We start from the raw sequence: 12,994 nt of genomic DNA on the forward strand, positions 1-12,994 counted from the left end.
TTCTTTCATGTATACAGACAAAAGGATACACTTTCATATTATATCTCATTTATCAACAAATTTCTAGACTAAATCCAAAGACACACGCAAAGAAAAAGCCATGATTTCTCATGACCTGTTTTTAATCAACCACTTAAAAATAGGTTCTCTTATTTTCATATGTTTTGTACCACAAAACTAGTGCGTCGCAAGATATAGAATCGCTTTCTTGTACTTCTCTAGCCTTTGATAATCTTGTTTTGTGGGTTCTTTGATTCTTGTGATATCCAAGTTATGTAAAAGGTCTGCAACCTTTATCTTTTTAGCTAACTTTGATGTAGATACTCTAGATATATATTCAAAATAAGATTCATCTTTTCTATGCGTTAATGTAATTACACCATCTACGATTTCATTTGGGAACATATTTCTCAATTCATCTTCTGTGACATTTGTATCTTCTAATACATCATGCAAATACGCAACTGCCTTTTCTGTATCCGTATCCATATAAGAAGCCACTTTCATCAGATGCAAGATATAATCTTTCCCTGCTTTATCCACTTGTTTAGAATGTGCCTTTTTTGCGATTTGAAATGCTAATTCATGAAACATTACTTAAAACCTCGTATACTTTCTAAAAAGCGAATGCTTGGATAATTCTTATGAGTATGATACTCCATCCATTTGGCTAGATAGATTAAGTCATCAAGATTGAAATTGAAATGATCTTTAACATACTCTAAGTTTTCTTCTTTGCACCTAAATAGAGCGCGATATTTCTTTAATTGTTCTACACTCCATTTTGGATATTGATTGTGATTGCACTTTTCGCATAAGAATCCACCATCTTTTACAGAAAGAGTTTCGACTCTTGTGCTTTCACAATGTACACACCCTTGGATAAACGGTTGGATCCCTTCTTGTTCAATACAATATTTTAGAATGATGCAGGCCCAGAAATAAAAATCATCTAAGTCTTTGTCGGCTGCGTTCCAACAATCCAATACTATATTGAATAAATTCTCTTCTTTTTTAGTTTTAGAAATCAAGTCGTGCAATACAAAACAACAACTCGATTTAAACAGATCTTCTTGAATGTGATAGTAATAATGAATGGTTTGTCCTTGTAGTAATAAGGGCATTTTCGTCTTATCTTCGATCATGAATTCATTATAAGAAAAGGGCTGTACAAGCCGCAAATTCTTAGAATTGGGTTTGAACAGTCCTCTTGCGTATAAAGTTAAAATGGAATCTGTCGTCAATACTTTGACTAGGCCATCCTTATCTTTGTATTCACCAACACTTAATACAAGTGCCTGAATCTTAGTCTTCATCGATTTGTTCTAATTCGTCTAAACCGAATTCTTTGATCTTGTTTTCGTGATTACGCCAATTCTTTTCGACACGCACAAAGAGTTCCAAATCCACACTGCATCCGAGCATATCTTTTAATTCCTTTTGTGCATCTAAACGAATCGAACGAATCATACTCGCTTGTTTACCAATCAAGATTCCCTTCTGTGATTCACGATCGACTACCACCATCATTAGAAGATACATGCGGTTGCCACGTTTTTCTTTACGCTCTAAAATAACCGCTACACTATGAGGGATTTCCTCATGTGTTTTAAATAAGATCTTTTCACGAACAATTTCACACATTCTAAAATTAATATCATGATCCGACTTCATTTCTTCAGGAAACATTGGCTCGCCTTCTGGCAAATACCCTTTGAACACCTTCAACAACTCTTCGAGATTGTCTTTATCCAAAGCACTGATTGGAACAATATCATTAAAGTCATATTGTTTCTGCCAATACATCAAACGCTTTAATAATTGTTCCTTACCAAGCTTATCAATCTTATTCATGATCAATACAACCGGTTTATGTAATGTTTCAATACGTTTTAAGATGAATGAATCTCCAGTTCCAAAGGCTTGAGAGCCATCTACGATCCATCCGATCACGTCACAATCTTCCATTGCTGAATAGGCATTCTTATTTAAGACGCGTCCAAGTTGTTGTTGCGGCTTATGAATACCCGGTGTATCTACAAACACATATTGACAATCTTCATTTGTCAAAATACCCGAAATATTGTTTCTTGTCGTATTCGGTTTGTCCGACATGATTGCGATTTTTTCTTTTAACAATGCATTCAACAATGTTGATTTTCCTGCATTGGGTCTTCCTACGATCGCAATAAATCCTGATTTATAATTACTCATTTTACCTCCGTTTTAAAATAGTTTGGGCAAAAATACATAAAGCCCAATACATGCGGCAAGCATGCTGATAATAAAGACAGCTCCTGCGGCCATATCCTTAATATGTTTGGCTTGTTCTGTATGTTCAAGAGAAATATAATCAACGCATCTTTCAATACACGAATTGATGATTTCACTAAACCATACTAAACCAATGGCGAAAATCAACATCATCCACTCATTTAGTGAACAATGAAAGAGAATGCCGCACAATATGACAATCAATCCAAAGATGCCTTGAAGACGAATACTGCGATCACAAGTGAAAGCGTAAAACAGGCCTTGAAAAGCATATTTAAATCTACCTTTGAACCAATTCATCTAAGATCTCATCCTGTAAAGCAAACATCACCTTTTCATCCTCTTCCTTCATGTGATCATATCCCATTAAATGAAGTAATCCATGGCAGAATAAGAAACATGCTTCACGACGAATCGAATGACCATAGGCTTTAGCTTGATCACGAATCGCTTGCACATTGATGAAAATATCACCAAGTTCATATTGGTCTTCTTCAATCCACATATCACTCATATCATCTTGAATCGCAAAGCTAATGACATCTGTAGGACGGTCAACATTACGATAGTCACGATTAATTTCGTGAATCTGTTCAGGTGTTACATAAATTACCGATAAACTCCAGTCTCCCTTTCTGTCTAACACCTTGCAGGCACGTTCTAATATCATTTCAAAATCTTTTTTGTATCGATAGACACTTCTATCTTTTGCGTTATTTGTAAAAATTATTTCCATGCCTTGATTATACACTAAACCAAGAAAAAAAAACTTTTTTTTCGAAAAAATCAAACATCTAAATAACGTGCCGGTTTGTTTCAAGTCGTCCGGTAACATTTCGATATCCACTCCATCTTTCTGAATCATTCGATATTCCGATTCATTCATTCTTTATTGATGAAGTTTTTATTATATGCATTTTTATAAATACTTCAGAATTTCATCCATGATCTATGTATCTATCATCCAGTAAGATATCATAAACTTCTGATCCTGTTCTGATACCAAAATCTTAATATAAAAAAGAGTTCAAAACGAACTCTTACTTTGTAGTTTCTCTAAATAATTTTGAGAATGAAATTTCAATATCTTTGTTCTGTTTAACCGTCTCATCTTCCACTAACATCTTAGTTAGTAAACGCATCGCAACAGCTCCTAAATCATATTCAGGAATGTTGTAAGTTGAAATTGTTGGACGCATCATTGTCAAATATTTTGAGTTCAAGATACATACAAGTTCTGTGTCATCTGGAATTGAATATCCGCATTCTTTACATGCGTTCATTAAAGCGATGGCCTGAGAATCACGGAATGTGATGACCATACGACTTGGCTTGTGGTTCTTGTAGTAGTCTGATAAGAATGTGTAGCTTGATTTGTAGCTATCATCGTATGTAACATACTTATCAAATACCAATCCTTTTTCTGCATAAGCACGATCTACACCCGCTTTCAATTGTTCCATCATAGAAAGATTCAATTTATCTTCTACCATAGAGATATCATCAATGCCCTTTTCGAAGCATTCATTCACAAATTCATAAGCCATACGTTCGAAGTTGATATATACATTTCCAACGTTACCAATCTTTTGGCCTTTTAATTTACTTCCAACTACAACCATTGGAATTTGGTATTCATGTAAAACTTCCATTTCATCTTCTGAGAAGTTGTCGTTAAACAAGATAACACCATCGACACGTGATTTAATAATAGATTCAATCACATCCTGCATTTTTGAAATTCCCTTGCTTGTTGTATGGAACATGATGTTGTAGTTATAGATTTTTGCGACATCCATCAAACCATTCAAGATTTTTGCGTTGTACGCAAACAATTTCTCGCTCATTACGATTGAAATTGTCGTAGTTTTAGACAATGCTAAACCTTGCGCAATCGCATTTGGTTTATAACCCAATTTTTCAATCGCTTGTTGAACACGCATACGTGTATCTTCACGCACTACATTACTATCATTAATAACACGTGATACAGTTGCCAATGAGACATCGGCTTCTTTGGCAACATCATAAATGGTAATTCGTTTCATTCCTATTCGTCCCCCTTATTAAAAATCTTCTTTAATCCACTAAACAATGCTTCGGTAGCTTTACCCGTTACTTCTTCTGCTTTATCAACGGCACGAATAACAGAATCATTCGTACGAATTTCATCGACTTTTTCATCCGCCTTATCAATCACCTTGCGCAAAGAATCATTTTTTCTTAGTGTTTCTTTTCCATATTTAAAGCCATCAACAACCAATCCAGCTGTACCCTGTAAGAATTCTTTTCCAGCTGACATTGTCTGTTTAAATTGTTCACTTTCACTTACTTCAACCACTTTATCCTTTGTCGAAGAAAGAATATCTTTCACATCATCTTTTGCCTGCGATAATGCTTCCTTAACCTTTTCAGGATCTGAAGCATCCTTTAATAAGTCACGCACATCATCGAATAATTTTTCGATTTTGCTCTTGGCACCCTCAATAATTCTTTCATTATCTGTATTTTCGGATTCATGCATTACTTCAAGCTCTAGCATCGATTCTTTTTCTAAATCATCAATTAATTGTTTTTCATCCATGTCATTCATCCTCCTTTGTTTCTATGCTTTCTTTTCCAGTTTTTTTACTTTGAAACCAGTCTTTGGCATTTTGTACATTTTCACTGAACGCACCAACCACATTTATAAATGCTTCTTTTGCGGTTTGATTTATCTCATCCACCGTATTTGAAATATTTTCTGCCGTTTTTAATGGCGCATCTAGTTTTTTCAATTGATCATTGGCCGTATCCAATGTTTTTGAAACTTGTTTTAAAGTTTCAATCAATTGTTTCAAAAAAAGAATCATATAAATTAATGCGATGACACCAACGATGGGTAACACATATGAAAATGCACGAGCTAATGTACTCATAAAGATATCTAAACTCACAATACCACCTCAGAAAGATTATAACATGAACTTTCTAACTTATCTATTTATTTTGAAACTTTTTTCACAAGTGTGTAAACGCTACAAATAATAAAGGAAGTGTCGAATTACTCAAACACTTCCATAAAATACATTCTAGACGCAAAATTTAGGGAAATGATGAACATGTTCACCATAAACGCAGGCTTTCATTTAACACTCACATATCTCTATACTCTTCAAAACAAGATATGCTTAAATCGATGTATGACCATGTTGTTTTTTTCATATTTTCTTTGAAATCAGCTCATCCTTTATTATTTTCTCTGTTAATTCAAGTATTTTCGTATGAATGGAGTGAATGGCTTTTGAAAACTCCACATCATTTTTTCCGGTAGGATCACTCAATCCCCAATCTTCTCTATATTTGCATGGAATTGCAGGACAATTTACATTACATCCCATTGTGATCACAATATCTACTTGCGGTATTTCTGACAACAGTTTGGAATATTGTGTTTTTTCCATGTCTATTTGATACATGTCTTTCATTAAACGTACGGCATCTTGATTGATTTGTGGTTTTGTTTCTGTTCCAGCGGAATAGCTTTCAAATACATTTGAAGAAAGATGTTTTGACAATGCTTCCGCAATTTGACTACGACACGAATTATGTACGCAGATAAAAGCCACCTTTGGTTTTTTCATAAATACATACCCACCTTTCCTAGTTTTTAGCTTCGTCTTAGGTCAATGTTTTTCCATAGGATATGATTTCACTTCTTCTGTCTTAACAGAACAAAAAGCCTATATCCTAATGAAAAGGTATAGACTTTTATCCTTAGATACTCTTATAAGATTTTTTCTAATTTATCTCTCAATAAGTAGATGTCCTTACTAGACATAAAGACGAAGGCTGCTGGAGCTAATTCTTTTAACTTTTCAGCTGAAGCATCATCTACATCTAATAAAATCGCATTAGGACAACGATCCATTAAATCTTGAATTGTGACTGTGATTGTTTCATCTTCTCTTACGGCATTTTTAGGGAAATCCAGTAAACATACTTGATCCGCCGTATTTAAACTCTTCGCAAAGTCATCCAAGAAATATTGTAGACGTGAATAACGATCTGGTTTATATAACGCTACGATTTTCTTTTTTGGATATTTTTTACGAACTGCATCAATCATTAGACGAATCGCTGTTGGATGGTGTGCATAGTCATCGACTAATACACTATCCTTGACTTCATCAATCACAAATCGACGAGCGATTCCTTTGTAGTCTTGTAAGCCTTGTACAATGATATCGGCTGGCATACCTAACATATGGGCTAGCGCAAAACATCCTAAGGCATCCTGCATAAAGGCATCTCCCACTTCATTTAATTCAACGTGAGCTAGAATTTCACCATTATGCTTACAATCAAAATGCATACCAAATGGGCCTTGTTCTATATGAATGGCTTGATAATCATTGCCATCCTTTAAACCATATGTAGTTACTGGCACATTGTAGTGTAGATTTTTAAGGTGTTCATCATCCCCAAAGATGACAATGCTTTTTTTGACTTGGTTTGCAAAACTTTGGAATGCCGATACATAATCATCCATATCTTTATAGTAGTCAATGTGATCCAATTCAATATTCGTGATGATCGCATAATCTGGATGATATGTCAAGAAATGTCTTTGAAATTCACAAGATTCTAATACAAAATGGTTGGCATGTTCTGGCATATAGCCATGGCCATCTCCAATTAAGTATGCACATTCATCTTGTAAAGAAAGAACTTGGCCTAAAATACCTGTTGTTGTGGACTTACCATGCGTTCCCGCAACACAGATGGAACTGTATGACTCTAATAAAATACCTAAGTATTCATTATAATAATATGTTTTTACAGTTGGATTGTCCATCGCTGCTTTCACTTCCGGATGCGTTTGATCAAAAGATAAACCAATGATCACTGTGTCATTGTCCTTGATGTTAGCAGAACTGAACGAATAGATTGGAATATGACGTGCTCTTAATCCATCTTCTGTAAAGATATATTTATCGATATCACTACCTGTGACCTCTTTATGTTCATCATGTAAGATACATGCCAAGGCAGCCATACCTGTTCCTTTAATACCAATAAAATGATAAGCCATTTTATTCACCTTCTTTGTCAAATAACGATTCTTGTTTGTTGGTTTCCTTTTTTGGCTTCTCTAACATTTCAGAAAGATTCATATTTTTCTTTGATTCTTCAAGCTTGTATTCAGGAATGGAATCCGCAGGCTGCATACTTGGTAAGTATGTTCCATACATTGGAGATAAGATCTTTGAGAAATCTTCATCTTCTGGTTTGTTTAACGTAATCGCATCGTGCACTTTATCAAATTCTTTTTTAGAATCTTCCACATTTCCAAAGATTGGAGAAATGACTGGTTGATAATCTAAATCTTCGGCAACACGACGTACTTTTACGGATTTATGACGATCATATTTATACACTTTTTGTTTCGGTTTTGCTTCTTCTTGCGCAATCGAATCGACATCTAAGCCTTGGAAAATTGTTGTTTTCTTAGGCTTAGGTTGAATAATCGCCTTTTCAAAAATAGGAGAATTCATAAAGTTTTCAGGATCCGTTTCAATAGAGCTTTCTGCTTCCTTTAAAATTGGCTCTGGCTTTACAACTTCTTCTTCTTGAACTTGTGGCTCTGCAACAACAGGTTCAGGTGTTACTTCTTCTTGTTTCGCAGGTTCTTCTACGACTTCTTCTTCATCGTCTTCTTCAACATCTTCATTGAAGATCGCATGCATTAAATCCTTTAACATATTTCCTTCTCACTTTCTATTGTCTGATTCAGAAATGCTTCTATTTCTTCTTTTGTCTTGCGAAGTGTAGAAACAAATCTTGATATTTCTTTTCCATCCTTGAAACATATAAAGCTAGGAATACCCATCACTTCATATTCAATCGCAATATCCATACAATGATCACGATTTAAAGAATAGAACTGTAAATCACTAAATTGCTCTTCAATTTCAGGCAAGAAAGGTTTGATGTACATACAGTCTGGACACCAAAATGCCGTAAACATCATCACTTGAATGCCTGAATTTGTTAATGCGTTTAAAAATTCATCTTTATTACGAAGTTCAGTCATGTGCATATCTCCAAACACAACGATAAATTGGCTGACCTAAAGAAATGAATTTTTGTTCATATTCTGTAATCGCATCTTCATCATGTTTTTCACGACGATAATCTACACTGATTTCAACCATCTTAAAACCAGCATTTTGAAATTCAATCAAGCTATACTCAAATAAAGCACTGTTATCGGTTTTCATTTGGATTTCACCATTGAAAGATAAAATACGCTTGTATTGATCTAAAAAAGTAGCGCTGGATAAACGTCTTTTCGCATAGCGCTTTTTAGGCCATGGATCCGAGAAATTCAAATGGATCACATCCACTTCACGCGGACCAAACCATTCTCCAATGGAACTCGCATCTTCTTGAATCAGTTTCAAACGTTTCTTTTCTGTATCCTCATCGTATTTTTTTGCGGCAATACCTGCAGCACTCTCATTCTTTTCAATCGCAATAAATCCAGTGTCTGGATACATCTTAGCCATATCTAAAGAATAGTTTCCTTTACCACATCCAATTTCGATATGTAAAGTATCTGTATCCAATAGCTTTTTCCAGTTTCCTGCTTGTTTGGATGGTTCTTTTACTAAACAACTCGCAGTAGGCAAATAGTCTGTTGCCCACTTTACTTTACGCATTCTCATATTAGCTACACAATGCCACGATCGCATCGGCATAAATACAGATAGCTTGTAATAAGTTATCTAATTTAATACCTTCATCGCGTTGGTGACATCCTCCTACAAAAGCATCGGTTTCTATCACTTCATTTGGAAGTTCTGGTCCATAAGATACAAAATTTTCAAATTTACGAGCATACGTTCCACCACCAATTGTGATTGGACAAGAGAAAGTATCGCCTGTGTATTTTTGGTAGACACTCATTAAATCTTTCACTAAACGAGAATCTGGGTCTACGAATAATGGTGTTGAATCTCCACGATTTTCTGCTTTGATATTTGAAGTCAAGTTTGCACAAGTTGCATCAAATTTTGACATGATTTCATCGGCATTTGTATCATTTGGATAACGAATATCAATTAAGATGTCTGTTTCATTGTTTTCCATATTGACAATACCCGTATTCATTGTCAAGAAAGACATATATAAACCATCTTTTTCAATACCTACTGGTTTACCCATCCAGTCTTTTAGTAAGAAATATAAATCTTTTGAAAGTTGATCATTATAGGCTTCACCAATAAAGTTCAACAATAAGACGGCGGCATTTACACCATTATATGGCATAGCTGCATGCGCAAATGCACCATCAATATGTAAAGTTACACCATCTTCACTTCTTTTGATGGAACCCTTAACGCCTTGCGTAGCACAATAAAATTTAAATAAATCTTCTTGTTGATAACTCATGACATCCACTGTGACATCAGCTTTACCAATCACGATATTTGGACGGCTTCCCGCATGAAGTTTCTTGATGACAGTTGCATCACTACTTACTAAGCCAACATGTAAGCCACCTTTTTCACCATAAATAACTGGAAAATTGGCATCTGGTACAAATCCCATTTGTGGAACTTCGGCATGATCAACATAGTAGTTCATACATTCCATACCTGATTCTTCATCGCATCCCGTAATCAACATGACTCTTTTTTTCAAAGGAATGTTTAAGTCACGAATCATCTTTAATGCATAGTATCCAGCTAATGCAGGACCTTTATCATCCATAACACCACGTCCAAAGATGTAGCCATTTTCTAATGTTACTTTTAAAGGATCTTTTGTCCATCCTTCGCCTAGTGGCACAATGTCCAAGTGTCCTAAAACACCAAATGTTTCTTCTCCTTGACCATATTCAACAACACCTGCATATCCATCAATGTCTTTGGTTTCAAAGCCATCGCGCTTAGCCATATCTAACATGGCATCCAATACGTCACGACAGTTTTTTCCAAAAGGAGCATTTTCAGCTTTCGTTGATTCATCACGAACACTTTCATATGATACAAGTGTATTTAAGTCTTTTAAGAAATCGTCTTTATATTTAAGTACTTCTGTATTAAAATCCATAATTTTCACCTCTACCCAACTATTTTACCACATAGTCAAGAAAAAAGAACTCGTTTTTAACGAGTTCCTAACTTTTACGCTTCTGTTTTTTCTTCTTCTGTTTTAGGTTTTGGAAGTAAAGCTTTTGCACTTACATTGATACGACCCTTATTGTCGATTTCTGTAACCTTAACATCGATGATATCGCCAAGTTTTAACACGTCTTCTACTTTATCTACACGGTGGTGAGAAATCTTAGAAATGTGTAATAAACCATCTGTATTACCAAACAAGTTCACGAAAGCACCGAATTTTTCAAGACGAACAACTTTAGCTGCATATACATCTCCAACTTTGGCAACACGTACGATGTCACTAATCATTTGTTTCGCCTTTTCGATTGTATCGTAATCATTGTGATAGATGACTACTTTTCCATCATCATCAATATCAATTTTTACATTGTCACATTGTGCAATGATTTCGTTGATCATTTTTCCACCAGGTCCGATTACATCTTTAATCTTATCTGGATCAATGTTCATCATCGCAATCTTAGGTGCATATGGACTCAATTGTTCTCTTGGACTTGAGATACATGCCAACATGTTATCTAAGATTTCTAAACGTGCCTTGTGAGCTTGTGCCAATGCTTCTTCGAAGATATTTTTAGTAATACCTGTTACTTTGATATCCATCTGTAAAGCTGTGATACCATTTTTCGTTCCGGCAACCTTAAAGTCCATATCTCCAAAGTGATCTTCCATACCTTGGATATCTGTTAAAACAGTATATTTACCTGAATTATCATCCATGATCAATCCCATCGCAATTCCCGCAACAGGTGCTTTGATTGGAACACCAGCAGTCATTAAAGACATTGTTCCTGCACAAATACTTGCCTGAGAACTAGATCCGTTACTTTCCATAACATCCGCTACTGTACGAATTGTATATGGGAATTCATCTACACTTGGTAACACTTGAGCTAAAGCTCTTTCACCTAAGGCACCATGGCCAATTTCACGACGTCCTGGATTTCCCATACGTCCAGTTTCACCAACACAATATGGTGGGAAGTTATAGTGGTGCATGAAACGTTTTGAATCGACAACAGTTAAGTCATCGATAATCTGGTTGTCATTTAATGCACCCAATGTAGTTGTAGATAATACCTGTGTTTCTCCACGAGTAAATAAAGCCGAACCATGAACACGAGGAAGTAAATCCACTTGTGAGTTCAATGGACGGATTTCATCGATTTGACGGCCATCTGGACGTACTTTGTCTTCAATGATCAAACGACGTACTTCGTCTGCTTCAATACCACGACAGATTTCACGAGCTTGTTTCACCGCATTGTTTTGATCTTTTTCAGATTCATATTCTTTGTTTGCGATCATTTGGGCTGCTTCATCTGTTAAATCATCAATTTTTCCGTAACGCTCTAATTTTTCTTTAATCGATACAGCTGCACGAATTTGTGCTTCAAAGTTTGCACGAACTTCACTATTGATTGTTTCATCTACAGCATACAATTCAATTTCACGTTTTTCTTTACCACAAGCGACTACGATTTCTTCTTGGAATGCACATAATTTTTTGATTTGTTCATGTCCAAACATCAATGCCGCAAGCATATCTTCTTCGCTAACTTCTTTAGCACCAGCTTCAACCATGTTTAAAGCTTGTGCAGTACCCGCAACAGTTAAATCGATATCACTTTCTTCCATTTGAGCCACTGTAGGGTTGGCAACCAATTCTCCATTGATACGTCCAACTTTAACACCTGCGATTGGTCCATTGAATGGAATATCTGAAATACATAATGCCAATGAAGCACCAAACATAGCTGCCATTTCAGGACTTGCATCTTGATCTACACTTAATACCGTGTTGACAACCTGTACTTCATTACGGAATCCTTCCGCAAATAAAGGGCGGATTGGACGGTCGATCATACGCGCTGTTAATGTCGCATGTTCGCTTGGTCTTCCTTCACGACGTAAAAATCCTCCTGGAATTTTTCCAACAGAATATAATTTTTCTTCAAAACTTACTGTCAAAGGGAAAAAGTCAATCCCTTCTTTTGCCTGGTTTGATGCACATGCAGTTGATAAAGTCACCGTATCTCCATAACGGATAATAACGGCTCCATCAGCCTGTTTTGCGATTTCACCAGTTTCTACTGTGATCCCCCGACCACAAAAATCTAAATGAAACTCTTGTTTCGCCATTTTTTCACCTCAATCATACTTTTATATTCTATCAAATAAATGCATAAAAAAAAAGTAATCTTTTCGATTACTTTCTTAAACCTAATTTAGCGATCAATGCTTTGTAACGGTCTAAATCTTTACCCTTCAAGTAAGCTAACAATTTTTTACGACGACCAACTTTTTTCATCAATCCACGTTGTGAGTGGTAATCGTGTTTGTGTTCTTTGAAGTGTTCAGTTAAACGGTTGATTTCTTCAGTCAATACAGCGATTTGAACTTCAGGAGAACCTGTGTCACCTTCGTGTACTGCATACTCTTGCATAATTGCTTGTTTTTCAGATTTTAATAACATTTTTCTTCCTCCATGTATATTAGTCCTTTTCTACCGAGCGAAAGGTTGGAAGTTTCCAGACTCTCAGTAC

At 35.5% G+C, this 12,994-nt stretch carries 16 protein-coding genes; all 16 read right to left on the reverse strand.

Annotation, left to right across the window (positions count from 1 at the left end; genetic code table 11):
- Positions 1-177: 177 nt before the first annotated feature.
- Positions 178-594, reverse strand: coding sequence for an HD domain-containing protein (locus H8911_RS01230; RefSeq protein WP_186998436.1), 417 nt, complete (start codon positions 592-594; stop codon positions 178-180).
- Positions 594-1,316, reverse strand: a complete 723-nt coding sequence (gene recO / locus H8911_RS01235) for a DNA repair protein RecO (protein WP_117923814.1) — start codon at positions 1,314-1,316, stop codon at positions 594-596. The genes H8911_RS01230 and recO overlap by 1 nt, the downstream gene beginning before the upstream one ends.
- Positions 1,306-2,214, reverse strand: a complete 909-nt coding sequence (era, locus tag H8911_RS01240) for a GTPase Era (protein WP_186998437.1) — start codon at positions 2,212-2,214, stop codon at positions 1,306-1,308. Before era ends, recO begins: the two co-directional genes overlap by 11 nt.
- A 12-nt stretch (positions 2,215-2,226) precedes the next feature.
- Positions 2,227-2,574 (reverse strand): diacylglycerol kinase family protein, encoded by a 348-nt coding sequence (locus H8911_RS01245; RefSeq protein ID WP_186998438.1) that lies wholly within the window; start codon positions 2,572-2,574, stop codon positions 2,227-2,229.
- Positions 2,555-3,010, reverse strand: a complete 456-nt coding sequence (gene ybeY / locus H8911_RS01250) for an rRNA maturation RNase YbeY (protein ID WP_117923899.1) — start codon at positions 3,008-3,010, stop codon at positions 2,555-2,557. The genes H8911_RS01245 and ybeY overlap by 20 nt, the downstream gene beginning before the upstream one ends.
- 304 nt (positions 3,011-3,314) lie before the next feature.
- Positions 3,315-4,322, reverse strand: coding sequence for a LacI family DNA-binding transcriptional regulator (locus H8911_RS01255; RefSeq protein WP_117923807.1), 1,008 nt, complete (start codon positions 4,320-4,322; stop codon positions 3,315-3,317).
- Positions 4,323-4,324: 2 nt separating this feature from the next.
- Complete coding sequence (locus tag H8911_RS01260; protein WP_186998439.1) at positions 4,325-4,858, reverse strand: hypothetical protein; 534 nt, start codon at positions 4,856-4,858, stop codon at positions 4,325-4,327.
- Between the two features lies 1 nt (position 4,859).
- Positions 4,860-5,210, reverse strand: coding sequence for a hypothetical protein (locus H8911_RS01265; RefSeq protein WP_117923803.1), 351 nt, complete (start codon positions 5,208-5,210; stop codon positions 4,860-4,862).
- Positions 5,211-5,474: 264 nt separating this feature from the next.
- Positions 5,475-5,897 carry an arsenate reductase ArsC gene (locus H8911_RS01270; RefSeq protein WP_186998440.1) on the reverse strand — a complete coding sequence of 141 codons (423 nt, stop codon included), beginning with the start codon at positions 5,895-5,897 and terminating at the stop codon, positions 5,475-5,477.
- Positions 5,898-6,040: 143 nt separating this feature from the next.
- Positions 6,041-7,348 (reverse strand): UDP-N-acetylmuramate--L-alanine ligase, encoded by a 1,308-nt coding sequence (locus tag H8911_RS01275; RefSeq protein ID WP_186998441.1) that lies wholly within the window; start codon positions 7,346-7,348, stop codon positions 6,041-6,043.
- Between the two features lies 1 nt (position 7,349).
- Complete coding sequence (locus H8911_RS01280) at positions 7,350-8,018, reverse strand: hypothetical protein (RefSeq protein WP_186998442.1); 669 nt, start codon at positions 8,016-8,018, stop codon at positions 7,350-7,352.
- Positions 8,012-8,350: a thioredoxin family protein gene (locus H8911_RS01285; RefSeq protein ID WP_117923795.1), complete on the reverse strand. Its 339-nt coding sequence runs from the start codon at positions 8,348-8,350 to the stop codon at positions 8,012-8,014. The genes H8911_RS01280 and H8911_RS01285 overlap by 7 nt, the downstream gene beginning before the upstream one ends.
- Positions 8,343-8,978 (reverse strand): tRNA (guanosine(46)-N7)-methyltransferase TrmB, encoded by a 636-nt coding sequence (gene trmB, locus H8911_RS01290; RefSeq protein ID WP_286162663.1) that lies wholly within the window; start codon positions 8,976-8,978, stop codon positions 8,343-8,345. The genes H8911_RS01285 and trmB overlap by 8 nt, the downstream gene beginning before the upstream one ends.
- 7 nt (positions 8,979-8,985) lie before the next feature.
- On the reverse strand, positions 8,986-10,374 hold the full coding sequence (pepV, locus tag H8911_RS01295; RefSeq protein WP_117923791.1) for a dipeptidase PepV: 1,389 nt from the start codon (positions 10,372-10,374) through the stop codon (positions 8,986-8,988).
- A gap of 74 nt (positions 10,375-10,448) precedes the next feature.
- Positions 10,449-12,590 carry a polyribonucleotide nucleotidyltransferase gene (gene pnp, locus H8911_RS01300; RefSeq protein WP_186998443.1) on the reverse strand — a complete coding sequence of 714 codons (2,142 nt, stop codon included), beginning with the start codon at positions 12,588-12,590 and terminating at the stop codon, positions 10,449-10,451.
- A 67-nt stretch (positions 12,591-12,657) separates the two neighbouring features.
- Positions 12,658-12,924, reverse strand: coding sequence for a 30S ribosomal protein S15 (gene rpsO, locus H8911_RS01305; RefSeq protein WP_117923787.1), 267 nt, complete (start codon positions 12,922-12,924; stop codon positions 12,658-12,660).
- Positions 12,925-12,994: the final 70 nt, after the last annotated feature.

The organism is Holdemanella hominis, from assembly GCF_014306155.1.
Classification (GTDB): Bacteria; Bacillota_I; Bacilli_A; order Erysipelotrichales; family Erysipelotrichaceae; genus Holdemanella; species Holdemanella hominis.

Excerpts from the sequence above, each read along its gene's own strand:
- H8911_RS01260 (WP_186998439.1), bottom strand. The coding sequence starts at position 4,858 with ATGGATGAAAAACAATTAATTGATGATTTAGAAAAAGAATCGATGCTA.
- pnp (WP_186998443.1), bottom strand. The coding sequence starts at position 12,590 with ATGGCGAAACAAGAGTTTCATTTAGATTTTTGTGGTCGGGGGATCACA.
- recO (WP_117923814.1), bottom strand. The coding sequence starts at position 1,316 with ATGAAGACTAAGATTCAGGCACTTGTATTAAGTGTTGGTGAATACAAA.
- H8911_RS01280 (WP_186998442.1), bottom strand. The coding sequence starts at position 8,018 with ATGTTAAAGGATTTAATGCATGCGATCTTCAATGAAGATGTTGAAGAA.
- ybeY (WP_117923899.1), bottom strand. The coding sequence starts at position 3,010 with ATGGAAATAATTTTTACAAATAACGCAAAAGATAGAAGTGTCTATCGA.
- H8911_RS01285 (WP_117923795.1), bottom strand. The coding sequence starts at position 8,350 with ATGACTGAACTTCGTAATAAAGATGAATTTTTAAACGCATTAACAAAT.
- H8911_RS01270 (WP_186998440.1), bottom strand. The coding sequence starts at position 5,897 with ATGAAAAAACCAAAGGTGGCTTTTATCTGCGTACATAATTCGTGTCGT.
- H8911_RS01230 (WP_186998436.1), bottom strand. The coding sequence starts at position 594 with ATGTTTCATGAATTAGCATTTCAAATCGCAAAAAAGGCACATTCTAAA.
- H8911_RS01255 (WP_117923807.1), bottom strand. The coding sequence starts at position 4,322 with ATGAAACGAATTACCATTTATGATGTTGCCAAAGAAGCCGATGTCTCA.
- trmB (WP_286162663.1), bottom strand. The coding sequence starts at position 8,978 with ATGCGTAAAGTAAAGTGGGCAACAGACTATTTGCCTACTGCGAGTTGT.
- era (WP_186998437.1), bottom strand. The coding sequence starts at position 2,214 with ATGAGTAATTATAAATCAGGATTTATTGCGATCGTAGGAAGACCCAAT.
- rpsO (WP_117923787.1), bottom strand. The coding sequence starts at position 12,924 with ATGTTATTAAAATCTGAAAAACAAGCAATTATGCAAGAGTATGCAGTA.
- H8911_RS01275 (WP_186998441.1), bottom strand. The coding sequence starts at position 7,348 with ATGGCTTATCATTTTATTGGTATTAAAGGAACAGGTATGGCTGCCTTG.
- H8911_RS01245 (WP_186998438.1), bottom strand. The coding sequence starts at position 2,574 with ATGAATTGGTTCAAAGGTAGATTTAAATATGCTTTTCAAGGCCTGTTT.
- pepV (WP_117923791.1), bottom strand. The coding sequence starts at position 10,374 with ATGGATTTTAATACAGAAGTACTTAAATATAAAGACGATTTCTTAAAA.